The following is a 22,528-nucleotide window of genomic DNA, read 5'->3' on the forward strand; positions in this document are numbered from 1 at the left end:
CAATTCATTGAAAAATTGGCAGAAATTTAGAAAACAAAGCTAAAGATAGATGAGTTTGAGATAAAAGAAGAATTAGAGGAAAAGCGGGAAGGAATATTGGTGGAGCTAAGCGGGATCGAACCGCTGACCTCTTGCATGCCATGCAAGCGCTCTCCCAGCTGAGCTATAGCCCCACACGATAGATCTGTTTCAGTGATACCCAAACATGGAGTTTGGTGGAGCTAAGCGGGATCGAACCGCTGACCTCTTGCATGCCATGCAAGCGCTCTCCCAGCTGAGCTATAGCCCCGTCCTGACACAACATCTGTGTGAACGGGCCGAATGATATGCAACGCCATCGGTAGTGTCAACGGCTAAATCCATTTACTCGGTCGACCGCTGAAAAAGCCGTCAAGCTGAGCAAAACGCGGTCATCAGGTTCTCTTTCATCGCGCTATTTCATACGGTGCGCGACACGTTCAGGACGGGGATCGAAACAGCCTCGGAGCCGCATCATTACTGATATTCAAATCCCGCCGCAATCTTTCAGCTACCCCATAAAAAACCCCGCGTAGCCTACGCTCGCGGGGTTTTACTGAGGCTATTTTTCTGCCGGTGATTATTGCTGTGCTTCGCGCTCAGCAATGAATGACAGCGCACGATCGATACGGGCCAATGCACGTTTTTGACCTACACCGTGAACGGTGACATCAACACCCGGTGACTGGCCGGCACCCGTGACCGCAACACGCAACGGCATACCCACTTTGCCCATCCCCTGCTGCAGCTCGTCGGCCGTACTTTGGATAGCATGATGAATATTTTCCGGCGTCCACTCAGTAATCGCCGCCAGTTTAGCGCGAACCAGCTCCAACGGCTGACGAGCGACCGGACGCAAATGCTTCTTCGCGGCATCGGCATCGAATGCGTCGAACTCTTCATAGAAGTAACGACAGGATGCCGCCATCTCTTTCAACGTTTTGCAACGTTCGCCCAATAGTTTGACCAGTTCACTCAGCTGCGGACCATTACTGGTATCAATGCCAGCTTGTTCAATGTGCCAGGACAGCTGCGTCGCAACGTACTCCGCCGGTAAATGATTAATGTAGTGGTGATTCAGCCACAGCAGCTTTTCAGTATTGAACGCGCTAGCTGATTTGCTGACGGCATCCAGAGTGAATAGCTGTTTCATTTCTTCTATAGAGAAGACTTCCTGATCGCCATGCGCCCAGCCCAGACGTACCAGATAGTTCAGCAAAGCTTCCGGCAGGAAACCATCGTCACGGTATTGCATCACGCCCACAGCGCCATGACGTTTAGACAGTTTTTTACCATCGTCGCCCAGAATCATCGAAACATGTGCATATTCCGGTACCGGCGCGCCCAGCGCTTTCAGGATGTTGATCTGACGAGGCGTGTTATTAATGTGATCTTCCCCGCGGATGACATGGGTAATTTCCATATCCCAATCGTCGATCACCACGCAGAAGTTATACGTTGGCGAACCGTCGGTGCGGCGAATAATCAGATCATCCAGTTCCTGGTTACTGAATTCGATAGGGCCGCGAATGTTGTCATCAAAGATGACGGAGCCTTCCTGCGGGTTACGAAAACGCACGACGTGCGGCTCATTGTCAGCATGATGTTCGTGGGAATCGCGGCAGCAGCCGTCATAACGGGGCTTTTCGCCATTCGCCATTTGCTGCTCACGCAGCGCCTCAAGACGCTCCTTGGAGCAGTAACATTTATAAGCAGTCCCGTTTTCCAGCATTTCATCAACGACCGCATTGTAGCGATCGAAACGTTTAGTCTGGTAATACGGACCTTCATCCCAGTCCAGACCCAGCCAGTTCATACCATCCATGATGGCATCGATAGCCTGTTGGGTTGAACGCTCCAGATCGGTATCTTCTATACGTAATACGAATTCGCCATCCTGATGACGCGCGAACAGCCATGAATAGAGTGCGGTACGGGCGCCGCCGACGTGAAGATAACCAGTAGGACTGGGAGCGAAACGGGTTTTGATTTTCATGGGGATTACGGCCTTATTACTCAACGGCTGTCAGTGAATACCGACGCAAGCTCATATTAAAAGTGGGCAATATTCTATCACTCTACTTCGATTCCTCAACGCAATAACATCGTATGCCCACGCCCTCTCCCGCCAAAATGCTTACGATTTCAACACTAATGCACACAAATAAAGCTCTCTGACTAATTTTACGACGAACAGCCATTTAAGTTTTAAAAAGCGTTGACTCACTATGAACTATCCCTATAATGCCACTCCACACAGCGCGGGTGATTAGCTCAGCTGGGAGAGCACCTCCCTTACAAGGAGGGGGTCGGCGGTTCGATCCCGTCATCACCCACCACTCTTTACTTAGTAAAGAGCTCCGCTGTGAAGAGATTAAGTGTGATAAGTGGGTGATTAGCTCAGCTGGGAGAGCACCTCCCTTACAAGGAGGGGGTCGGCGGTTCGATCCCGTCATCACCCACCACTTATCAGCCAGCGCCTTGGTCTCTAAAATGTGTTACAGAAGTGGGTGATTAGCTCAGCTGGGAGAGCACCTCCCTTACAAGGAGGGGGTCGGCGGTTCGATCCCGTCATCACCCACCACTTCTGCGGGTCGTTAGCTCAGTTGGTAGAGCAGTTGACTTTTAATCAATTGGTCGCAGGTTCGAATCCTGCACGACCCACCATCTTCGGTTTTTCTGCAGTAACTCATCCAGAATCCTGACTCATATTTCTCTCGCGACTGCGAGGATGAAGCTGGGTTTTCGTTCGTTCTCAAAAAAATCATAACGCTGAGAGCACGTGCTATATCTTAGACTGGCCCCATAGATCACCAGACACTTCGACTCTCTTAAAATAAGAGGTAGTCTTGGAACTATGTTTAATACCAGTCAGAACGATAAGATGGTTGACGTGTTATCAGGGCCTGAACGGCGTCGCCGCCGTACTCCGCAGGAAAAAATTGCCATTATTCAGCAGACTATGGAACCCGGTATGACCGTGTCTCATGTCGCGCGCCTGCATGGCATCAATGCAAACCAGATATTCAAATGGCGCAAGCAATATGAAGACGGCTCGCTGACGGCTGTTGCATCGGGCGAGGAAGTAGTGCCGGCCTCCGAGCTCGCTGCCGCCAATAAGCAAATCCGCGAGCTCCAGCGCCTTCTGGGCAAAAAGACGATGGAAGCCGAGATCCTTAAAGAGGCCGTGGAGTTCGGTCGGGCAAAAAAATGGATTGCGCATGCGCCCTTGTTGCCCGGGGACGACGACTAACCGACGTCTGCCGGAGTATTGGTGTGTCGCGTGCGCAACTGAGCATCAGGGTTCACCGGCCTTCTGACTGGCAGGATCGCAGACGGCAGCCCCGTTCTGACGATACCACCGTATTGTCCCGGATAAACATGGCGGTGGCTGACCTGCCGACGTATGGTTATCGCCGTGTATGGGCGCTGCTGCGACGGGAGTCGGAGCGGGACGGCCTGCCTGTGGTTAATGCGAAGCGGGTGTATCGCATTATGAGAACGCATAATCTGCTTCTTGAACGTAAACCCGCTGCTCCTTGCCGTAAGCGGGCCCATAAGGGGCGCGTAGCAGTAGCGGAAAGTAACCGGCGCTGGTGCTCAGATGGCTTTGAGTTCCGCTGTGATAATGGCGAAAAGCTGCGGGTGACCTTCGCGCAGGACTGCTGCGACAGGGAGATCATTGACTGGGCAGCGAGCACCGGAGGCTATGACAAAGAAACGGTGCAGGATGTCATGCTGGGTGCGGTGGAAAAACGCTTCGGAAGGCAGTTGCCAACAGAGTCGCTGGAGTGGCTGACGGATAACGGTTCAGCCTACAGGGCTCATGAAACGTGGGCGTTCGCCCGGTTGCTGGGACTGGAGCCTTGCACGACAGCAGTGCGAAGCCCGGAAAGCAACGGCATGGCAGAAAGCTTCGTGAAGACGATAAAACGGGACTACATCAGCATCATGCCGAAACCGGACAGCCAGGCAGCGGTGATGAATCTGGCGGTGGCGTTCAGTCATTACAACGAACATCATCCGCATAGTGCACTGGGATATCGCTCACCACGGGAATATATACGCAGGAAGTTATCGCAACCGTAAGAGAGCAAAAACGTCTGGATATATAGGGTCAAATCCATATCTCCCCCTAACCTCACCAATGCAATTCATCGATTCATCCTTAATGCCCTGATTCATATGCAGAGTCTTAACGTACCCGCGTTCAACATCTCAGCCGTCAGCACCAAACAAAAACATTCATACCTACAGCGCCGTCATACACATTATGTTTGCTCACGGCTTACGATCAGTAAGCTTTAAGGGCAATCCGTTCATATCCATCCTGACCCCAGCCACAATAATTATCACAGTGGGAGAGTGATAACTGTTGGTCACAGGTTTTTCCGTGATTGAAATAGATTTTCGGTGTTTTTTTAGTCGACGAATGAGTGACGTGCGGAAAATATCTCCCCCAAAAATTTCCGCCGTTTTCGGGCGTTGTGTCTTCACACAGACTATTCCCCATCTTTTCCCCCTACCTTTCATTGCAACATAAACGCTTTTATCGATTCGTTAATCGAAGCGACGTAAAAGTAAGGTGCGGCGAATCATTCAATGTCCAAGGTACCGTGGTGGCCACCTTCGCCCAGCAGAGCGACGGCGCCGTGACTTCGCGACATAATCTTCTGGGCCGCTTGCAGCATTTCTATGCTGACAGCGATTTAGCTATCGCTGATGTGCCTCTCCCCCCTCCTGAAGGCAGGCTCGAAGACAGCCTGCCGCGTTCAATTTTATTCGACAGGATATTGATTTATCGATAGAAAAAACGCCATTAGCCGCAGAAACCGATGGCCCGGCGATCAGGCGCCATCGATTTTTTTCCCAGCCGGAAAATAGCGATAAAGCGTGGAGCGTCCGATGCCGTAGGTGAGCGAAATCTGTTGTCGGTCATAACCGTTGGCCAGGAGTCGGGCGATCATCTCGCGGTCCGTCGGAGACAACGCCTTCGGCCTTCCCCCTATCCGCCCCTGTGCGCGAGCGGCGGCCATGCCCGCCAGAGTGCGTTCGACGATCAGCTCCCGCTCCATCTCCGCCAACGCGCTCATGACATGAAAGAAAAAGCGGCCCATCGCCGTGCCGGTATCGATACTGTCGGTCAGGGAGCGGAAATGTATCCCGCGCTCGTGCAATTCGGAAATCAGCGCGATGAGGTTTTTCACGCTGCGCCCCAGTCGGTCCAGCTTCCACACGATGAGCGAATCGCCCTTTTCTAAGCACTTCAACGCCCGCTTTAGCCCCGGCCGGTTCTCAACCTTACCGCTCATTCGATCTTCAAAAATCTGGTCACAACCTGCGCTAATTAATGCATCGCGCTGTAAATAGTTCGATTGGTCACTTGTTGACACCCTCATATAGCCGATTTTTGCCATTTCCCCTCCCGATTCACGGCTGTGATGACGGGGGATTGTGGCAAATCGCGTCGCGGTAGGCACTCTCGAAAACCTTGGTTTAGGGGAAGGCTCCGCGTTACCGGTGGGGACGCCGATCCCCTGGCCGTCGGCGACGGTGCCTGCGGGATGGCTCCAGTGCAACGGCGCGACGTTTACAGCCGCCCAATATCCCAAGCTGGCGCAGGCCTATCCGGGACTTAAATTACCGGATCTGCGCGGCGAATTTATTCGTGGTTGGGACAGTGGGCGTGGGGTTGATGGCGGGCGGGCATTACTCGCAGCACAAGGCGATGAACTCAAATCGCACAACCATGGTTTCATTAATGAATATGGAACAGCCACAGCACAGTTCATTGCTTTCACTGATCAAAACAATGAAGGCGTAGATGGCGGACTCAGAGAAGGGAGTCGAGCGTGGACTTACGTCTGGTTGGCAAGTACCGGAGGAAATGAAACAAGACCCCGCAACATCGCATTTAACTACATCGTGAGGGCCGCATAATGTCTAAAGCTGAATTGAATGATGACCTGATTGCCGTGGTGGCCGGAGACATTACCGTCTACCACTTTGATGAATTAACCGGTGAATATCATTTCCCGACCACGCAATATCTGCCGGTGGGCGTCGGCTTGCCCGCGCATTCCTGTTTCGATGCCCCTCCGGCTCCCAAAGACGGCTTTGCGATCCGCCGGACGGTCGACGGTTCGGCATGGGAATATCTCAGCGACCATCGCGGCGATACGGTTTACAACACGCAAACCCGGCAACCCGTGACGCTGACGACGCTGGGGGCGTATCCGGAAAATACAACGCCGCTGGCGCCCGCCACGGAATACGATATTTGGGACGGGACAAACTGGGTGTTGGACGTGGCAGCGAAGCAGACTGGCGAGATCGCGGAAGCTGAACAACGCCGACAAACGCTGCTGACCGAGGCAGATAACGTGACGTCGGACTGGCGGGTCGAGCTGATGCTCGGAGATATCAGCGATGATAATAAAACCAAACTGTCGGCGTGGATGGCCTACAAGGCCGCGGTCAACGCTGTCGATGTGTCAACGGCCCCTGACGTGAGCTGGCCTGCGCAACCGGCGGTGTAATCTCCGAATTTGTGTTTTACCACTGAGATCGGTCAGTCTGGAGACAGACTGACCTTTTACTTATTTGGAGATTGAGGTTTCCCTAAGGGAATATTAGGAAAGAGCATGTTCGTTGATTTTCATGACACGGGCAGGGAAACGCAAACTCCTGACGTGGCACGATCAACTTCATTGAGGGTCTCGTAGGACCAATAAAAAAGCGGGAAGGAAAACCTCCCGCTTTTTCGTCAGCGAAGCCGAACAGACGGCTTGGCACATCATTATCAACCCACGGCGTCGATATCGTGTACGGGATAAATCGTGGTAGAATCGGTATCCCGATAAAACAAACCGTCGGCTTCATTCAGGAACATACCAGCCTCGCAGAAGACGCCTTCTTCAATCGGCACCACACGGTAGCCCGGCAACGCAAACTGATCATCAGCCAAAATCACATTTTCCACACGGCGACTACTTTCAGGAAGCAACGCGACTCTTTTTGTCATTTTTACCACTCCACAATCAACATGCCGGGTTGGCCTTCGGCCCCTACACCATCGATGCCCGTAGAGCCACCACCGCCCCCCACGCCATAACCATAACCTTTAAAAGCTCTCACGCCTTCGGCACTTCCTCTAGCGCTTGAGCGGACCATTCCACCACCGCCGCCAAATGGGCCGGAGGCACCAGCGCCACCTGCACCTGAAGCAATAATAGAAGCGCCGGATTCAATAATTGAGGTTCCACCCACACCATCATTACCAAAGCTGCCGTTGGGATATCCGCCGCCGCCTCCACCACCAAATTGGTTATTACTGCCACCGCCGCCTCGGTCACCGCCGCCGCCGCCTGCCAGCGTCAAATAGTGGCCGAATGTTGTTGCGCCCCCGGTGGATCCAGGAGTGCCGTCGTTAGCAACTTGAGTTGAGCCCGCAGAGCCTGCAGCACCGATAGTGACAGCAATGACTTCGCCTGGCGTGACGTTCACAGCCTCTTTAATGATGGGTTGGCCAGCGCCACCACCACCACCGCCACCACCCCATTCGTAAGTCAGCGTTCGACACCCGCCGCCGCCGCCGCCGCCGCCGCCGCCACACCCAGACAGATAAACGGTGGATACCCCCTCCGGCACGACGAACTGTCCGCTGGTCAAAAATTTCTGCAATCCACGTGTCCGGGCAATCTCCTTCTGGACGTTCTCTCTAAATCCCAGATTCTCACGGAACTGTGCCTTATCAGCGATGTCTGCACCGTTTTGGTCAATGGCCATTTTGCCGGCGAGCGTCTTGCCTACCGACTCGGCATAGTTAGCATCAATGGCCGATTTTACGAATGCCGTGGTCGCGATTTGCGTGGTGCTTACCGCCGGTTCGGCGGTCGGTGCGGTAGGAATACCGCTCAGCGCTGGGCTATTGGATGGCGCTTTTTTCGCCAGTGAATTAGCGACCGTCGACGCAAAATTAGCATCATTACCCAACGCGATGGACAGTTCTTTCAGCGTATCCAGCGCCGCCGGGGATCCATCGACCAGCGCGGCCACAATACTTTTCACAAATGCCGTCGTCGCCAGTTGATCGCTGTTGCTGTCGCTCGCGGGCGTGGGTGCTTTCGGCGTGCCGCTGAAGGTCGGGTTCAGCTTTGGCGCGTACTGCGTGTGCGGGTCGGCTGCGGATTCGTGCTGCGAAAGACCGGCGCTGGTCGCGTCCAAATTATCTTTAAGGTAGCGGGTGCGATAGGCCAGCTCCTGCGCCTGACGGTTGGATATCCCGCCGGGGCCGCCCACCACCGGGTCCGAGGTTTCCAACTGGTATATACCGTCGGTCCACTCGGCTTTTTCTGTTAACTCTGCCATTAGATATCTCCGTGATTATTGTTCGTTGTTGTCTCTTCCGGACGATATTCCGCATCGCTATACACCGTCATTTCAACCCAGCAGGGGTATCCGTGTTCATCGGTACCCAGCGTTTTTCCCGCCTGAGCGACAGAAAATAGACGTAGCGTCGATTCATCCACATCAACCCCATCGTCTGGCCAAGTGCCTGCAGCGCTATAAGCTTGTTCCAAAATATAGGGATAAAACATACCGTTAGAAAATTTATACATACGTCCTCACATTCCAACAGCCCACCAGTTGATCGCGGTGGCTGCTGTGCCGTTATTTAAAAAAAACTGTGCGCTTGCGTGCGGTACTGGCGACGATTTACGTCGCAGAGTTGTGTTTGACGGATTGACATCATCGTAAATGCAGCCCATCACGCAAAACGCATAGCTAGGGAATGGGATATTAAAATTGACCGTTACCGGCGAGGCGGCCCCAGTTACGCTTTGCCCCCATTGAATAATCAGTCCACCAGGCAAAAGTCGCCATCCGTTGAAGTCATTCAAACCCGCAAAAGACGACATATCCGGGATCTGATTTTGACCGGTTCCCACCCCGCGTTTTGCCGCTTCCCCTAAACCAAGGTTTTCGAGAAAACGCGCTTTATCCGGGATATCCGCGCCGTTTTGACCTTTTTCCATTTTGCCGGACAGCGAGTTCGTCACCGTGGCGGCGAAGTTGGCATCGTTGCCGAGCGCCGCTGACAGCTCTTTCAGCGTGTCCAGCGCTTCCGGCGAACCGTCCACCAGCGCATTGATGGCCGACTTCACGAAGGCCGTTGTCGCAATCTGCGTGGTATTCACGCTCGCCTCGGCGGTCGGCGCGGTGGGAGTACCGCTCAGCGCTGGGCTGTTTAGCGGGGCCTTTTGCGCAATGCTGTTGGTTATCGTCGTCGCAAAGTGCGGGTCATTACCCAGCGCGACGGACAGCTCTTTCAGCGTATCCAGCGCCGCCGGAGAGCCATCGACCAGCGCGGCCACCACGCTTTTCACAAACGCCGTCGTCGCCAGCTGATCGCTGTTGCTGTCGCTCGCGGGCGTCGGCGCTTTCGGCATGCCGCTGAAGGTCGGATTCAGCTTCGGCGCGTACTGCGTGTGCGGGTCGGCCGCGGATTCGTGCTGCGAAAGACCGGCGCTGGTCGCGTCCAAATTGTCTTTAAGGTAGCGGGTGCGATAGGCCAGCTCCTGCGCCTGACGGTTGGATATCCCGCCGGGGCCGCCCACCACCGGGTCCGAGGTTTCCAACTGGTATATACCGTCGGTCCACTCGGCTTTTTCTGTTAACTCTGCCATTAGGCACTCCCGTAGTTGTAACTATTGTCATAGATTGCCGTGCGGTTGTAGCGAATCGGCACGGCGGTATATTCGATGCTGGCCAGATGGCAACGCGCGGGGGCGATGGCCTCTAGCGTGCGGCGCAGCATCTGCGCCTGATCGTTGGTGATCGGCTGCTGCAACAGCACGCGGTAAACCGCCCATTTGCTGGCGTCGCCGTACACGAACAGGTTGTTGTAACGGCGTTCGCCGTCGTAATTGAGGCGTCCGATATGCTCGATCAGTTCGACCTCGCCGAAGCCCAGACTGCGGATCACCGCACGGATCGCCCAGGGCGTACCCTTGTAGCGATGCATTTCGATAGCGGTTTTGATCATCGCCCGGCGCGCGTCTTCCGACTCCGCCAGCACCCAGCCGTCTTCCTTCAGCGAAAACTGTTCGGCCAACGCGTCCAGCGCGCTGCTGTCGACGATATCGACGAGGTAAACCATCAGCGCCGACAGATCCAGCTCATCCCAGCGCTCGGCCAGATTCGCCAGCGCGGTCAGGCTGGCGTCCCCCGCCAGCGGCGGAGGAAGAGGCAGATCACTCATCCGACACCCCCGTCGCCACGATCTCGATACCGGTGCAGTGCGCCCACTGATGCTCTTCGACCGTCAGCGACTGCGTGGGCGAAGTCAGCGACACGTCGTAGACGCCGTTCACCGACAGTGCGGCCATGATCTGGCTGAGCACGATGTCTTTGCCGAGCGTCGCCGCCCGCGCCTGAACCCAGGCGGCGGCTGCGGTTTCCGCCGCGGCTTTCACGGACTCGGAGGACTCGCCGCGCTTGATGACCAGTTGCGCATGGATGGCATAATCCACCCGCTCCGGCGCGCTGACGGTGACCGTGTCGGTCAGCGGACGCACCTTCTCCGCCGAGCACAGACTCTCGACGTCGGTAAGCACCGAAGCATCCGGCAGCCCGCCGGACATCAACGGGTACAGCTCGACCGTCCCCGGCGTCGGCGACACCACCGCGACATCGACGATGTCCGGGTGCGCGCTCAGCGCGTGATAGCGGTACGCCAGCCGGGAACCCGCGGTGCTGAACGCTTCGGGCGCGAGCATGATGCGTTCGCGCAGCTTCTCGTCGTCTTCCTGTTCGGAACCGCCGCTGGTGGCCGTCAAATTGCTGACCGCCAGGTCGAGGAGATCGCTCACATCGTCCAGCAGGGTACTGATCTGCGCGGGCTGCCAGCCGTTGCCGACGGTCCCCGCGTCAGCGCAGGTCGCGGTGGTGGTGATGCTCGTCGTGCCGGCTTTCAGCACGGCGTCAGTATCGGTCGCAAAAATGACGCTATCGGAAGCGCTGACCCGCAGCCCCGCCGGGATCAGCACGTCGGTCAGCGGCGCGGAGTCGACGCTAAATGCCAGCATCGCCTGCGCGGACTGCGCGGCCAGGCGATAAACGCCCACCAGCTCGCCGAGATAATCCAGCATCGGCGCACGCGCGTAGCGCACCAGGTTCTGCTTGGCCGCATCCTGAATGGCGCTGCGCAATAGCATTTCGCGATAGGCGATCAGGTCGATCAGCAGGCGCTCCGCCTGCGCCGGGTAAAGGGTTTTGCCGCTGTCCGCCTCGTAGCGGGCAATCATTTCAGCCGTGATCGCCTCTGCATCACGTTCGATAAACACAGGCTCTGTTGTTAACGCCATACCAGCTCCGTTTGTTGTTCCACGCCTGCGACCGTGCGCCACTGCACCCGAAGCGTCAGATGTTCGCCGTCCACCGTGGGTTTCACGCCCAGCAGTTTGCAGCGCGGCTCCCAACGTTTGATGGCCTCAACCGACTCCCGCACCACGTGCGGAATAGCCCGGTCGATGGGGTAGTCGAGGTAGCGATGCAAATCGCTGCCGAACTCCGGACGATGCGGGTCGCTGCCGCGCGGGGTGCGCAGAATAATGAAAATGGATTGAGCAATATCGGCGGTGCCCTCGACTAAATCGCCGGGGTGTTGCAGTGCCGGTTGCCAGAAGATTGAGTTCGTTTTCATACGGTCAGTATCCCCGCCAGCCCGCGCCAGGGCTTGTAAACACAGTTAAAGGTGCATGATGAGGCATGACGAAAAAACGCGATTTTCACGCCCTCGCCCAAGACAGATTGCGCGGCCGGGAAACAGTAAAAAAACCGCCCGACGTGCGTGAAACTAGCGAGCAAAACGGGTCGAAAATGGGCGATAACGAGTCTGGAAAAAAACCAAAAAAGCAAAAATGAGTCTCCATCACCGTCAACAGACTCGGCGCTCTGGTGACGCGGAAGAATTGAGAATGGATAGAACCGTCAACGGAAAACGCGGATATCGCAGAAGGCGAACGGGAAATGGGCGGTGTCGGGTGTCGGGTGTCGGGTGTCGGGTGCCGGGTGTCGGGTGTCGGGTGTCGGGTGTCGGGTGTCGGGTGTCGGGTGTCGGGTGTCGGGTGTCGGGTGTCGGGTGTCGGGTGTCGGGTGTCGGGTGTCGGGTGTCGGGTGTCGGGTGTCGGGTGTCGGGTGTCGGGTGTCGGGTGTCGGGTGTCGGGTGTCGGGTGTCGGGTGTCGGGTGTCGGGTGTCGGGTGTCGGGTGTCGGGTGTCGCAGCGTATGACCGCGCTTCGCGGAGGGCAACCCTCATCGAGCATCAAGACACACTCAATTTGGTGTGTGATTACAGATCATGCTGAAACACGCGTGCGACCGGCGATGAGCATGGCCGCCCGCATCCATGACGGAGCCAGCGGCGCTGATACGCCCGATGGCGGAAAGACGGGGCTGATATCCCCGCCCTCCCCGCGTGACGGTCAGTGTGAGTGGTGATTGGAGTTGCCGCCCGCGTCCATGACGGAGCCGGTGGCGCTGACGTTGCCGTTGACGGTGACGTTGCCCTGGATAGTCGCCGCCGTACCGACCATGTCGCCCTGATAGGTGAGCTTCCCCTGCACCAGCACATTGCCGGTGAAGGTTGTGTCGGGCGAGTCGACGGTAGCGCGCGGTGTTTTCACCACCACATCCGCCTGCGTTTCGATGACGATGTGCTGAATACCGCCATTGACCGTCAACGTGTGCGTCGCGCGATCGTAATAGAACGCCGCGCCGTCCGAGTAGGTGCAGCCGCGCGCCTGCGCGTTATTGACCGGCGGCGTATCGACGCTCGAATAAATCGCGCCGAGGATCACGCCGTCTTCGCCATTGTCGTCCAGCAAAATACGCACCTGTTCGCCGACGTCCGGCAGCCAATAGTCCTTGTTATTCTGCGTGTTGCGCTGCAACACCTCCAGCCAGGCGGTGCGCAGGTTGTCGCACTCCGGCAGCCGCACACGGGCGCGCACGCCCGCGGCATCAACGGCACTCACGGTGCCAACGCGTAACGATGTCATACGTGCTCCTCTCTCCCCATCGTTAGATGAAAACCGCCCTCGCGGTGATGGGGCATCGTCAATCTGCGAGCTATCGCTGCGCAGGCGCTCTGGGTCAACAGACCGCGGACGGACTCGTGGCTCGCATTCATCATGATGCGCCCTCTTTTTTCGTGGTTTGCGTCGTGCTGCCGTCGGGGTGATAGACGGACAGCGTATTGGATTGCCCGGTCGTCGCCTTGCGAGCGCCCTTGGTCACCGGACCGCGGACAATCTCCAGCTCGCTGACGTAACCGCCGTCGCGCGTGAGCGAATGCCGCACCTGATTCAGCAACCAGTCGCCGGAAAAGCGGCCGAAACCGCTCAGCGAAATTTTGTTGCCCGCGATCAGCGAGGTGGCGCCCATCAGCGTCAGCTGCCCGCTCTCCTGCTGTTCGTTGTGCTGATCCAGCGCCGCGTTGGCCTTCAGCTCCGCCGTGTCTTTGCCGGTCGTCCGGCTGTTGACGTTGAGCGTATCCGCGCTGGTCGCGCTGTCGTCGCCGGACTGCGTTCCGTCAGCCTTGTAGGTCACCAACTGCTTCTTCGCGGGGTCCTGATGCTTGATCTTCGCCCCTTCGTACACGTGACTGATGGTGTCGCGCATCGAGAAGCTGGCGACGTCGTTGCGGGTGAACGTCTTCACCGGCGTCTGGCTGCGCAGCGCGCCCAGATGCGAGAAGATCAGTTGGGTGCTGGTCACCTTCACCGCATAGCCGTACTCGCTGGCCAACCGTCGCAAAAAAGCGACATCGGTTTCCGCGTACTGCGTGATGCGGTCAAACGTGATCGGCGCGATGCTGCCGACCAGCGCCAGCTTGTGTTTTTTGGCGATACGGTTGGCGATGGCCGCCAGCGTAGTGCCTTCGAATCCCCGGCTGGACTTGGTGCGCAGCGCGGTTTTGACGGACGTCGCCACCCCGCGCATCGAGACGGTCGAGGGCGGCGATCGCACCTCGATTTCATCGATACTGAATGCGCCGCAGTCCCGCAAGGTGTCGCCGCGATAGCCCAGTTTGAGCGACAGGGTGTCGCCTTTTCCCGGATACCAGGCGTCGATCCAACGACCGTCGGTGTCGTCCAGCTCCACTTCCAGCGTGTCCGACTCGTTTTTGATGCCGTCTGTGTAGGTCAGCCGCGTGACGTAGGGCGCGATATCGTTGGTGATATCTTTTTGCAGATACCACAGCGTGAAAATCGGCTGCGGCACTTCACGATTGGCCGTCGACGCGGCCGGTTGAGCGATTAACGTAGCCACGGCGGCGTGTCCTCCGTCAGCACGACGTCAGCCTGTTCAATCACCGGGATCGACAGCATGATGCCGGAAGCCAGCACGGGCGTGACGGCCACGTGCGGATTGGCGGCGATAATGCGGTCATAGCCCAGCGGATCGCCGTAGTACCGGTAGGCCAGCGCGTCCCAGCGCTCGCCCTGCGTGGTGATGTGCTCGATAAACATCAAATCCTCCTCGTCGTGATAGCGGCGGTCAGCGAACTCACGACCGGCGCGACTTTCTCCAGCGTGTCGCTGGCGGCGCTGAGCTGCGTGGCGACCACGTCCAGCGCAGGTGACAGGTCGTCAATGGTACTGACGTTAATGCCCGACAACGCCTTGTGGGCGCTCTTCACAAAGGTGATGGCCTGATCCGCCGCCTTCGCCACCCGGCTGACTTCCGGGAAGGTCGCCGTGACCGTCGCCAGCGCGGGCATGGCTTTCTGCAACGGTTCAACGGCGGTGCCGATCTGTGTGAGCAGCGTCGGCACCTGTCCCAGCGCCTGCGATGGATTGTTCTTCATCTTCTGCACCGTCTGCACCACCGCAGAGACGTTTTTCACCACCGATTGCGCGGTGCGGACGTAGCCCACCGCCGTGCGGATCGCGCTGGCGATGCCGGACGCGGCGGCCGTCGCCGTCGCTACCGTTTGGCTATTCGGCACGCCGGTGTTGACGGCGGGCATCGCCAACGGATTTTTCGGGTCGCCGACGTACTCGCGCAGCGTCACTTCCGCCGTCAGCGCCAGCACGTTGCCGGACTTGTCGGTCTGCTGACTGGTGGCGCGCACCTGAGTCAGCACGAACCAGCCGCGATAGTCGCCGTTGCCGAAGACCAACGCCTGCGCCTGATGCGAGCGCAGCAGGTTGCGCAGCCGCGCCAGCTCGACGTCCGGCGTACAAAACATCTGGTTGAACACCAGGCTGATGCTGATTTCATCCAGCTTTTCGCCGATGAACTGCAAGCCCGGCTTGCCCTCAATGCGGGCGTGTTCGGCGTAATCCGCGCCGAACTGCGCCTCAAAGCCGTCCCAGTAGGCGATCAGCTCGAATTCGATATCTCCCAATACGGCAAACATTATGCGTACCCCCGGCGTTGCTGCTGTTCCATCACCTTCTGCATCATTTTTTCCAGTTCATGCAGGCTCAGATTGAGCGCGTTTTTAATGTCCGGCGTCGCCGTCGCGGGCTGGCCGTTGACATGGATGGTCGGCGAGAACGTCAGCTTCAGCCCCTCGCCCGTCCCCGCTTTCGCGCTGGCGTTAGCGCCATTCGCGGGCATCTGCGGCACATCGTCTACGGTCTTGCGGGCCGGCGGCGGCGTCACCACGGGGTGTTCACGCTGGGTGATCGTTTTATCCGCGCTATTGTCGTCGTCCTTCCCCTCATCGTTAAACCAGCTGCTGATGGTGCTGCCCAGATTCGAGACAAAGCTTTTCAACTTCTCCCATTTATCCGTGATGCCTGAGATCAACGAGCCGATCAGTTGGCTGCCGAACTCACTGAAGCTGGCCGGTAAATCCACACCGAAATAGCTCAGAACGCCGGAGAACAGCTTGTAGAAAATGCCGAGCGGCGACCAGTCCACGAGGATTTGGGTCAGACGGCCGATGCCGCCGCTGAAATTGGTTTTTAGCCCTTCCCACAGCTCGGAGGCCCACTGGCTCAGCGAGCCGCCGAAACCGCTGAACACGGCTTTGACGCTCTCCCATTTTCTGCTGATGGCCGACGACAACGCGCCGATCAGTTTGCCGCCCGCTTCGCTCAGGTTGCTCGGCAGGTTGATGTTGAAATAGCGCAGAACGCCCGCGAACAGTTTGTAAATGATGCCGAGCGGCGACCAGTTGAGCAGCAGTTTTCCCACGCCGCCGATGCCGCCCCGGAAGGCGTTTTTAATGTCTTCCCAACGCGCGCTGAACCAGTTGCTGATCGGCTCCCAGTAGCGGTAAATCAGGTAAGCCCCGATCGCGATACCGGTAATCAGCAGGCCGATGGGGTTCATTAACAGCGCACGGCCGAACACCATCACCGCCCGTCCGGCGATTGACAGGCCGCGCCCCAGCGCGCCGCCAAAGCGCATGATGCCGGACTGCGCCACGGTCAGGCCGGATCGCACCCACCCCGACACCGAGCGCATTCCGCTCATCACTGACCGGCCGACCGCCGACATTCCGCGCCCCAGCGCGCCCCCGAAACGAGTGGAGGCGGACTGCGCGAGCGTCAGGCCCGATTGCAACAGGTTCAGCACATAGCGCACCCCGCTGATCGCGGCTTTGAAGACGGAAAACGCCTGTCGGGCCACGACGACAGCCTGAATCAGGCCGGGATGCAGCTGGATCCAGCGCGAGAAACCGTCCAGCACCGGCATCACGGCGTTGCCGACCGCCATCAGCGCTGGCGCAAGCGCTTCGCCCACGCTGAGGCTCATGTTGTCGCCCGCCACCTGCATGTGCTGCCACTGCCCCTTCAGCGTATTGTTCTGCGCCGACGCATCGCGCGTGGTCGTCCCTTCCGCCGCCGGGCTGAGCATCGCCTGCTTGCTCTGCTGATAGCCGCTCCAGTTCTGACGCATATTGAGCAGGTGCGACACCGCCTGGTTGTTGTCGAAGACCTTGGACAGGCCGGACTTCGCCATCAGCCGTTCCTGCGTGGACATGTCGCCCTTCGCCACGGCGGCCTGCCACTCCTGCTTGAATTTCTCGCCTTTGTCGTCAATCAGACGTTGGCCGATCATCAGCGAGGCTTCGTAGGTGGAGAATCCTTGTTTGATGTAGTCCGCCATCGAGGCCTGATAGTTCACGCCCGCCGACGCATAGCGCTCGCCGATGTCGTTGCTGTTGATGGTGTCCAGCCACCCTTTGAGATTGGCGACAGCGGTGTCGTCGCTGCCCGACGCCGCTTTACCGACCGCCAGACTGGAGACAATCTGGCTCAGCGCCGCGTCGCCGGTCATACCGTTCTGTTCGAAGCCGCGCGCCAGACCCGGCAGCGACGACGACAGCGAGGCCACGTCGAGGTTGCCCGTTTTCGCACCGGAGAGCATGTGGTCGAACGCGCCGGTGACGGCCTGTTTGCCATCGAATTTCAGCGTGTTGAAAGCCGCGCCCACGCGCGCCATCTGCTGGATATCCGCCTGCGTAGCCGCCGCGGCCGTGCCGACGACGCCCAGCAGATCTTTCCCCTTCATCGGGTCGACGCCGCCGTCGATCAGCGTCTCCAGCCCGCTCGTCAGAACGGACTGGCGCTGATGGGTTTGCAAGGAGAATTCCCGCAGCGCGGCGGCGATCTGTTGCTCCTGCGAGCCGGACAGCCCGTTGCTGACGGTGATATTTCTGAGGCTGGCCTGCTGGTCCGCATAGCCCTTGACCCCGTCGACCACAGGGGCCGCCGTCTCTTTGACGTTGGCGACGGACTCAGACCAGCCCGCGCGCAGCGCTTCCCGCCGTTGAGACAGCGCCTCGTATTTCTCGCCGAGCGTTTGCAGCCGGGTCTGCTGCGAAATCAGGGTGTCCTGCGTGCGGCTGACATCTTTCATGCCGTCGTTGAGCCGCTGAAAATGGCGGGCGCCCTGACTCGCGGCCTGCGCCATCGACTCCATCACCCGCACCTGCGACGTCATCATGCGTTGATACGCCTGGTCGAATGACTCCATCGAACGGCGATATTCTAGCAGCGACTGCCGAAACGCGGCGGCCCCGCTGGAGGATGCATCGAAGTTGGCCATGATCGTTCTATCCTTAAGCCAATGAAAAAAAAGGGATCGCGAGAGGGATACGGCGGTGCCCGGTCGGGCAGGAAGGGAAAACGACCGACGTTGGCCACGGGCTGCGAACGGCCCGCGCGGCGGCGACTGAGGCGGGGCTCGGACGGAGGTCGGCAGAGTCTGCCTGTCACTCTATTCCTCTCGTCCGACGCCGCGCGGAGCGTGTCTCGGTATTCCCTCCTTCAGTCGCCGTGCTCACGTTTAATCTGGTCCCTGGCCATCTCCAGCCAGTCTTCCAACTCGTCGATCGTTAAGTTATTCAGCTCACTCGGCTGAAACCGAAACCACCTCGCCAGCAGCGCCTGTGCTTCCATCAGTCCCTTCGGACTTAGCCACGCTAGACAGTTTTTGAAATCGTTTGGACAGCTCCATGAAGTCGGCCAGATCCATTTCATCCAGATCTTCCGGCACCATGTTGCTGGCGCGAGCCAGCAGCAGGCTGTCCCAGTCGGACGCGTTGTCGGTCAGTTTCATGACCGCTTTCAGGTCTTTGGCCTTCAGGCGCGTCAGCGTCAGTTCAGTCAGACGCTCGCCAGCCGGCGTGGTGTAAGGAAACTGCAACAGGTACTTTTCGCTATCGGACATCGTGTGCTCCAGAGTGTGATGTAGGGCTAGCCGCCGAGGCAGATAGCCGGTATTCGTGATAAAAGGTCGGCGTTTCACCGACGTTCGTGTTTATTTTCCCTTTCAGGTCGTCTGTACGCTTCGCCTGCCTTCGCCCGCTGGCGTGCCGCCTCCGAACCGAATGCGCGTTCTGCCGCGTTTTCGTCGGTCGGAGATGGCCGCCCGGCAAAGAAAAAACCGGTAACCATCAAAACACCGGTCGGCGAAATCGTACCGCTCGCCCAAACGGGTCGGCTCTCGTAAGAACCGGTGCGCTCGCCCGGCAAAGCCGCACGGCGCGGGTATTCTCAGATCGGTCGGGCTGCCGTGAGGGCCAGCCGCGACCGGGGGTGTCGCCTGATGAAGACAGTCTAAAATTCGCTGTCGTCCCCAGGCGACGCGGCCTTAGCCGCCGATATTGGTGCGGTAGTCGCTCAGTTGATCGACGCCGTTGACCATGAAGATGTTGGCCAGATAATCCAGCTCAAGGATGTCTTCGCCATCCATCACCTGTTTGACGTAGGTGCAGTTGAAGCTGGAGCTGAACTCCGCGTTCTCGTGCGGTTTAAAGGTACCCAGCGGGTTCTTCTTAAACATCACGGTCAGGTAGGTGATCATCGGCACTTCGTCGACGCGGCCCTGTGCGGTGTAGCGTTCCACGCTGGAACGGCACTGCAAGGACAACGCGCTGTACGGGTTGGCCGTGGCCAGCATCGCTTCGCGGTAGAAGGAGTTCCATTTGATCTCCCCTTCCAGCTTGTCGAACCCGGAAGGCAGTTCGATTTTGCCCACCATGCCGAGCGCTTTGTGCTCCTGCATGATCATGCTGATGTCCGGCAGTTTGATTTCTTCCGCGCGGCCCAGCAGATTCGCCCCGTTCAGATAAATATTCGCATTGGTGATGCGATTGACTTCGATTTTAGCCATTAGCTATTCCCCTTCAGCGTCACCAGGTATTCGGAGGTGATCTCGGATTCGTAAGACAGACGTTCCAGCGGCGGCGGCGGCGTGAACTTGTAGCTCAGCAGCACATGGCCTGCGGCCAGCTCGGTTTCTTCATTGCGCGCGGCGTCGTACCAGCACTTGAAGCCCAACAGCGCGCCGTTGCCGATCAGCGTACGGCCATAGGCGTTGACGGATTCGGTCAGCGCGTCGATCAGCGCCTGGCTAATCGGCTGGTCGATGAACTGGGTGCTGAAGTAGCGGATGGATTCGTTGATCACATCAGCGGTACGACGCACGTTTTCGAAGTTGCGCATGTGGGTCACGGACGGCCAGGCCGCCTGACGGTTGCCCCACAGACGCAGGCCGCTGCCGTAGCTGTTGAACACCGTGGTGATGCCCTGTTCGTTCAGCAGGTTCACTTCGCAGTTAGGGTCGTCAATCATGGCCGACAGCTGGCGTTCTACGCCGGTGATGCCGGAGATTTCCTGGTTGGAGCTGCTCCACCAGTAGCCTTTCTCGTTATCCACCTTGGCGCGCAGGCCGGCGGCGCGCTGAGACAGCGGCTCCAGACGTTCGCTGTTGGTGTTCGCGTCGTAGACTTTGACGTGCGGGTAGCACAGCTTCACGCGGTCAGAGCTGGTGTTGAAGTTGATGGTGCCAGTCGGTCCGCGGCCGCTGATGGCCTGCTGGAACGTGGTGCCAATCGGCGCATCGACATAGGCGACGGCGCCCAGTTTGTCGGCCAGAGAAACCAGTTCGGTCACGATGCTGTTCTGCGTGCAGTACACCGGCGCAATCAGGATCTTCGCGAAGAAGCCGAAGGCGTTGTAGGTGTCGTTCAGCAGTTTCATGCCGGTGCGGTTGCCCGCTTCGTTCACGCTGCCGATGATGTCGGCGGCCGTGACTTTCGTCGGATCGGCGAAGTCGTAGCTGGCGATCACGGTGCTGCCGCTGTCGATGTTGGTGCCGACGCGGGTGATTTTCCCGGTCTGCGCATCCAGCGTGTAGTCCTGACCTTCCACGTACGGCTGGGCGGCGTCGTTTTTACGCAGCACCAGGTTGGAGACCACCGGGTTGATCAGCTGGGCTGCGCCCGTGCTGTCGAACGTGACGGAGGCGTTGCCGACGGAGGTCTTGTGTTTGACCGGGTCGAGCACGTTGATCACCAGCACCGTACCGGCGCCGTGGTCGTAAATGGCGTCCAGCGCCTGCGGGATGGTGAACCCGCTGACCTGCGAGCCGAACTGGGCCGCGTTGGTTTCAGACACGCACAGCGTGACGTCGTTGACCGGCCCCATGGGCGCGGTGCCGATCAGGCCGATGACCGCGGATTTGACGGTCTTGATCGGGCGAGCGCCGGTTTCGACCTCAACGGTTTCGACCCCATGCAGATAGTTAGCTGCCATGGTTTACCTCATCGTTAGTAGTGATAGAAGCGCCGTTTTCCAACGGTTGCAGAAGGCCCAGAGCGACCAACGTTTTCACGTAATCATGCTCGGCAGGCAGTTCCACAGCACGCTGGGGAAACAGCAGCACTTCGGTGCCGTCAGCCAGCGTGACGCCGCTGGTCGGGCCGGTGTAGCGGTATTTCATGTTTCGCTTTCCTTGTATGTGGCTTGTGTGAGTAATGGCCCGTCGGGCAGCGACGCGTCTTCGGTCTGTAGGGTTTCCGCGGTGAACCGGAGCGTGTAACGCCACAGTCCATCGCTGCTGCCCTTGCCGACGACCGTCTCTTTCTTCAGCCGGATTTTGCGGCTGCAATTCGGGAGCCGGAGTCCGCACAGCAAGCGCCGCAGCGCATCCAGTACGGTCACGGCCCCGTTTTGTCCGCTGGATTCGCGGCACACGACGGTGGCGCGCAGCTTGACAAGCTGCGTTTGCAGCACGATCCCGCACTCTTCCGGCTTGCGGAACGCAGAGCCGGCGTAGCGCACCAGAATCGCGCCGTCAGGATGGCTGAGGACGTACTCAGCCGGTTTTCCGGGGAAAGATTCCACCTGCAAGCCGGGAAAGGCCTCGGCAATCCGGGCAACCACGGCATCAATCATCGGTGAGACGTCCATTACGCGTTCCCCCGCATGGCGCCGCGGCATAGGCCGTTCGCCGTCTGAGCGCCGCAGCGCTCACAGACCGGAAGCACGTCGCCGCGCCGCGCGGTACGCGTTGTGAACTGAACAAATTGAATCGACTGCATGACACCGTCCTGTTTTCGTAAACTGAGGTCAGTATCGCGGGAAAATGGGGGCTGGGCTTTTAACCCTATTTAAAAACACATTTCACATCAATAAGTTGCGATTTTTCACTGCGTTGTGGTCCGTCGCAACATCCTTACTCTTTAATGCCCGAAAAACGGGTCGGACAGGCGCGTAATGGGTGTGGGTGTGGGTGTGGGTGACTGGTGACTGGTGACTGGTGACTGGTGACTGGTGACTGGTGACTGGTGACTGGTGACTGGTGACTGGTGACTGGTGACTGGTGACTGGTGACTGGTGAGAGCAGCATTTGAAATGTCGCCAGAAAATAACAGCGATTGAGCAGGTATCAATCCCACGCCCATCCGTCGGGTTCAGGCGACAACAACCTGAACAAATAGAGATACCGACTATCAGCCGTCGGGTGCTGGCGACAAAACCCTAAGCAAACAGAGACATCGATATCCAGCCGTCGGGCGCTGGCGACAAAAGCCCGGAGAAAAGGGAGACAACCGCTTTCAGCCGTCGGGTTTAAACGACACAGGCCAAAATAGACGAACACATCAGCATGACGTTGTCGGAGAATAGCGACAGTGGAAAGTGTGGAATGACGTCGCCGAATGAAAAAAGCGTCTCCACGACGAAGACGACGCGCGG

26 protein-coding genes and 6 tRNA genes are annotated in these 22,528 nt (G+C 58.3%); 9 read left to right on the top strand and 23 right to left on the bottom strand.

Features of this window, described 5'->3' with window-relative positions:
- Positions 1-97 precede the first annotated feature (97 nt).
- The 3 genes from CKQ53_RS18105 to gltX all read right to left on the bottom strand — a co-directional run bounded on the left by CKQ53_RS18105 (position 98) and on the right by gltX (position 2,014).
- Positions 98-173 (bottom strand) — tRNA-Ala (locus CKQ53_RS18105).
- 40 nt (positions 174-213) lie between these two features.
- Positions 214-289: transfer RNA gene (locus tag CKQ53_RS18110), tRNA-Ala, on the bottom strand.
- A 309-nt stretch (positions 290-598) separates the two neighbouring features.
- On the bottom strand, positions 599-2,014 hold the full coding sequence (gene gltX, locus CKQ53_RS18115) for a glutamate--tRNA ligase (protein WP_118894507.1): 1,416 nt from the start codon (positions 2,012-2,014) through the stop codon (positions 599-601).
- Positions 2,015-2,281: 267 nt separating this feature from the next.
- On the opposite strand from gltX, the gene CKQ53_RS18120 reads away from it, so the two are divergent.
- The 6 genes from CKQ53_RS18120 (at position 2,282) to CKQ53_RS18520 (ending at position 4,826) form a co-directional block, all read left to right on the top strand.
- Positions 2,282-2,357, top strand: a tRNA-Val gene (locus CKQ53_RS18120).
- Positions 2,358-2,407: 50 nt separating this feature from the next.
- Positions 2,408-2,483, top strand: a tRNA-Val gene (locus CKQ53_RS18125).
- Positions 2,484-2,526: 43 nt separating this feature from the next.
- Positions 2,527-2,602 (top strand) — tRNA-Val (locus CKQ53_RS18130).
- Positions 2,603-2,609: 7 nt separating this feature from the next.
- Positions 2,610-2,685 (top strand) — tRNA-Lys (locus CKQ53_RS18135).
- 217 nt (positions 2,686-2,902) lie between these two features.
- Positions 2,903-4,107 (top strand): IS3 family transposase gene (locus CKQ53_RS18140; protein WP_100053542.1). Its coding sequence is split into 2 segments (ribosomal slippage): positions 2,903-3,221 and positions 3,221-4,107, totalling 1,206 coding nucleotides; the frame shifts between segments, so codons are not numbered across the junction.
- Between the two features lie 530 nt (positions 4,108-4,637).
- The gene (locus CKQ53_RS18520) at positions 4,638-4,826 is read left to right on the top strand and encodes a hypothetical protein (RefSeq protein ID WP_139824083.1); all 189 of its coding nucleotides are present in this window, start codon (positions 4,638-4,640) and stop codon (positions 4,824-4,826) included.
- Positions 4,827-4,865: 39 nt separating this feature from the next.
- Here the strand turns inward: CKQ53_RS18520 and CKQ53_RS18145 are convergent, their stop codons facing one another.
- On the bottom strand, positions 4,866-5,435 hold the full coding sequence (locus CKQ53_RS18145; RefSeq protein ID WP_085653206.1) for a recombinase family protein: 570 nt from the start codon (positions 5,433-5,435) through the stop codon (positions 4,866-4,868).
- A 37-nt stretch (positions 5,436-5,472) separates the two neighbouring features.
- On the opposite strand from CKQ53_RS18145, the gene CKQ53_RS18150 reads away from it, so the two are divergent.
- Together CKQ53_RS18150 and CKQ53_RS18155 are read left to right on the top strand one after the other, a co-directional pair.
- The gene (locus CKQ53_RS18150) at positions 5,473-5,958 is read left to right on the top strand and encodes a phage tail protein (protein ID WP_244200979.1); all 486 of its coding nucleotides are present in this window, start codon (positions 5,473-5,475) and stop codon (positions 5,956-5,958) included.
- Positions 5,958-6,557 carry a tail fiber assembly protein gene (locus CKQ53_RS18155; RefSeq protein ID WP_094118920.1) on the top strand — a complete coding sequence of 200 codons (600 nt, stop codon included), beginning with the start codon at positions 5,958-5,960 and terminating at the stop codon, positions 6,555-6,557. The genes CKQ53_RS18150 and CKQ53_RS18155 overlap by 1 nt, the downstream gene beginning before the upstream one ends.
- A gap of 263 nt (positions 6,558-6,820) precedes the next feature.
- Here the strand turns inward: CKQ53_RS18155 and CKQ53_RS18160 are convergent, their stop codons facing one another.
- From CKQ53_RS18160 to CKQ53_RS18200, 7 genes are read right to left on the bottom strand one after another with little or no spacing between them, the layout of a single operon-like run.
- Positions 6,821-7,042 (bottom strand): hypothetical protein, encoded by a 222-nt coding sequence (locus CKQ53_RS18160; RefSeq protein WP_094118919.1) that lies wholly within the window; start codon positions 7,040-7,042, stop codon positions 6,821-6,823.
- 2 nt (positions 7,043-7,044) lie between these two features.
- On the bottom strand, positions 7,045-8,388 hold the full coding sequence (locus tag CKQ53_RS18955; RefSeq protein ID WP_094118918.1) for a glycine-rich domain-containing protein: 1,344 nt from the start codon (positions 8,386-8,388) through the stop codon (positions 7,045-7,047).
- Entirely contained in the window at positions 8,388-8,639 is a 252-nt protein-coding gene (locus CKQ53_RS18180) for a tail fiber assembly protein (protein WP_094118917.1), read from the bottom strand. The genes CKQ53_RS18955 and CKQ53_RS18180 overlap by 1 nt, the downstream gene beginning before the upstream one ends.
- 6 nt (positions 8,640-8,645) lie before the next feature.
- Positions 8,646-9,707 (bottom strand): gp53-like domain-containing protein, encoded by a 1,062-nt coding sequence (locus CKQ53_RS18185; protein ID WP_118895271.1) that lies wholly within the window; start codon positions 9,705-9,707, stop codon positions 8,646-8,648.
- Entirely contained in the window at positions 9,707-10,282 is a 576-nt protein-coding gene (locus CKQ53_RS18190) for a phage tail protein (protein WP_085653700.1), read from the bottom strand. Before CKQ53_RS18190 ends, CKQ53_RS18185 begins: the two co-directional genes overlap by 1 nt.
- Complete coding sequence (locus CKQ53_RS18195; RefSeq protein WP_118894515.1) at positions 10,275-11,387, bottom strand: baseplate assembly protein; 1,113 nt, start codon at positions 11,385-11,387, stop codon at positions 10,275-10,277. The genes CKQ53_RS18190 and CKQ53_RS18195 overlap by 8 nt, the downstream gene beginning before the upstream one ends.
- The gene (locus tag CKQ53_RS18200; RefSeq protein WP_085653702.1) at positions 11,378-11,725 is read right to left on the bottom strand and encodes a GPW/gp25 family protein; all 348 of its coding nucleotides are present in this window, start codon (positions 11,723-11,725) and stop codon (positions 11,378-11,380) included. Before CKQ53_RS18200 ends, CKQ53_RS18195 begins: the two co-directional genes overlap by 10 nt.
- A gap of 65 nt (positions 11,726-11,790) precedes the next feature.
- Here CKQ53_RS18200 and CKQ53_RS18530 point away from each other — a divergent pair, with 65 nt between their 5' ends.
- Positions 11,791-11,946 carry a hypothetical protein gene (locus CKQ53_RS18530; RefSeq protein WP_162896315.1) on the top strand — a complete coding sequence of 52 codons (156 nt, stop codon included), beginning with the start codon at positions 11,791-11,793 and terminating at the stop codon, positions 11,944-11,946.
- A gap of 559 nt (positions 11,947-12,505) precedes the next feature.
- Here CKQ53_RS18530 and CKQ53_RS18210 read toward each other — a convergent pair.
- The 12 genes from CKQ53_RS18210 to CKQ53_RS18960 all read right to left on the bottom strand — a co-directional run bounded on the left by CKQ53_RS18210 (position 12,506) and on the right by CKQ53_RS18960 (position 21,873).
- On the bottom strand, positions 12,506-13,081 hold the full coding sequence (locus tag CKQ53_RS18210) for a phage baseplate assembly protein V (protein WP_094118901.1): 576 nt from the start codon (positions 13,079-13,081) through the stop codon (positions 12,506-12,508).
- Positions 13,082-13,211: 130 nt separating this feature from the next.
- Positions 13,212-14,354: a phage late control D family protein gene (locus CKQ53_RS18215; RefSeq protein WP_094118900.1), complete on the bottom strand. Its 1,143-nt coding sequence runs from the start codon at positions 14,352-14,354 to the stop codon at positions 13,212-13,214.
- The gene (locus tag CKQ53_RS18220) at positions 14,342-14,554 is read right to left on the bottom strand and encodes a tail protein X (protein WP_085653705.1); all 213 of its coding nucleotides are present in this window, start codon (positions 14,552-14,554) and stop codon (positions 14,342-14,344) included. The genes CKQ53_RS18215 and CKQ53_RS18220 overlap by 13 nt, the downstream gene beginning before the upstream one ends.
- Positions 14,554-15,447 carry a phage tail protein gene (locus tag CKQ53_RS18225; RefSeq protein WP_085653706.1) on the bottom strand — a complete coding sequence of 298 codons (894 nt, stop codon included), beginning with the start codon at positions 15,445-15,447 and terminating at the stop codon, positions 14,554-14,556. The genes CKQ53_RS18220 and CKQ53_RS18225 overlap by 1 nt, the downstream gene beginning before the upstream one ends.
- Positions 15,447-18,092 (bottom strand): phage tail tape measure protein, encoded by a 2,646-nt coding sequence (locus CKQ53_RS18230; RefSeq protein ID WP_094118899.1) that lies wholly within the window; start codon positions 18,090-18,092, stop codon positions 15,447-15,449. The genes CKQ53_RS18225 and CKQ53_RS18230 overlap by 1 nt, the downstream gene beginning before the upstream one ends.
- A 221-nt stretch (positions 18,093-18,313) precedes the next feature.
- Positions 18,314-18,445 (bottom strand): GpE family phage tail protein, encoded by a 132-nt coding sequence (locus tag CKQ53_RS18235; RefSeq protein WP_071999740.1) that lies wholly within the window; start codon positions 18,443-18,445, stop codon positions 18,314-18,316.
- Positions 18,396-18,716, bottom strand: a complete 321-nt coding sequence (locus CKQ53_RS18240) for a phage tail assembly protein (protein ID WP_094118898.1) — start codon at positions 18,714-18,716, stop codon at positions 18,396-18,398. The genes CKQ53_RS18235 and CKQ53_RS18240 overlap by 50 nt, the downstream gene beginning before the upstream one ends.
- A 423-nt stretch (positions 18,717-19,139) precedes the next feature.
- Complete coding sequence (locus CKQ53_RS18245) at positions 19,140-19,661, bottom strand: phage major tail tube protein (protein WP_094118897.1); 522 nt, start codon at positions 19,659-19,661, stop codon at positions 19,140-19,142.
- Positions 19,661-21,085 (bottom strand): phage tail sheath subtilisin-like domain-containing protein, encoded by a 1,425-nt coding sequence (locus tag CKQ53_RS18250; RefSeq protein ID WP_085653710.1) that lies wholly within the window; start codon positions 21,083-21,085, stop codon positions 19,661-19,663. The genes CKQ53_RS18245 and CKQ53_RS18250 overlap by 1 nt, the downstream gene beginning before the upstream one ends.
- On the bottom strand, positions 21,075-21,272 hold the full coding sequence (locus tag CKQ53_RS18255; RefSeq protein ID WP_085653711.1) for a hypothetical protein: 198 nt from the start codon (positions 21,270-21,272) through the stop codon (positions 21,075-21,077). Before CKQ53_RS18255 ends, CKQ53_RS18250 begins: the two co-directional genes overlap by 11 nt.
- Positions 21,269-21,742: a Gp37 family protein gene (locus CKQ53_RS18260; protein WP_085653712.1), complete on the bottom strand. Its 474-nt coding sequence runs from the start codon at positions 21,740-21,742 to the stop codon at positions 21,269-21,271. Before CKQ53_RS18260 ends, CKQ53_RS18255 begins: the two co-directional genes overlap by 4 nt.
- Positions 21,742-21,873, bottom strand: a complete 132-nt coding sequence (locus tag CKQ53_RS18960; RefSeq protein ID WP_276330735.1) for a hypothetical protein — start codon at positions 21,871-21,873, stop codon at positions 21,742-21,744. Before CKQ53_RS18960 ends, CKQ53_RS18260 begins: the two co-directional genes overlap by 1 nt.
- Positions 21,874-22,528 lie beyond the last annotated feature (655 nt).

The organism is Lonsdalea britannica (genome assembly GCF_003515985.1).
In the GTDB taxonomy this organism is placed as follows: Bacteria; Pseudomonadota; Gammaproteobacteria; order Enterobacterales; family Enterobacteriaceae; genus Lonsdalea; species Lonsdalea britannica.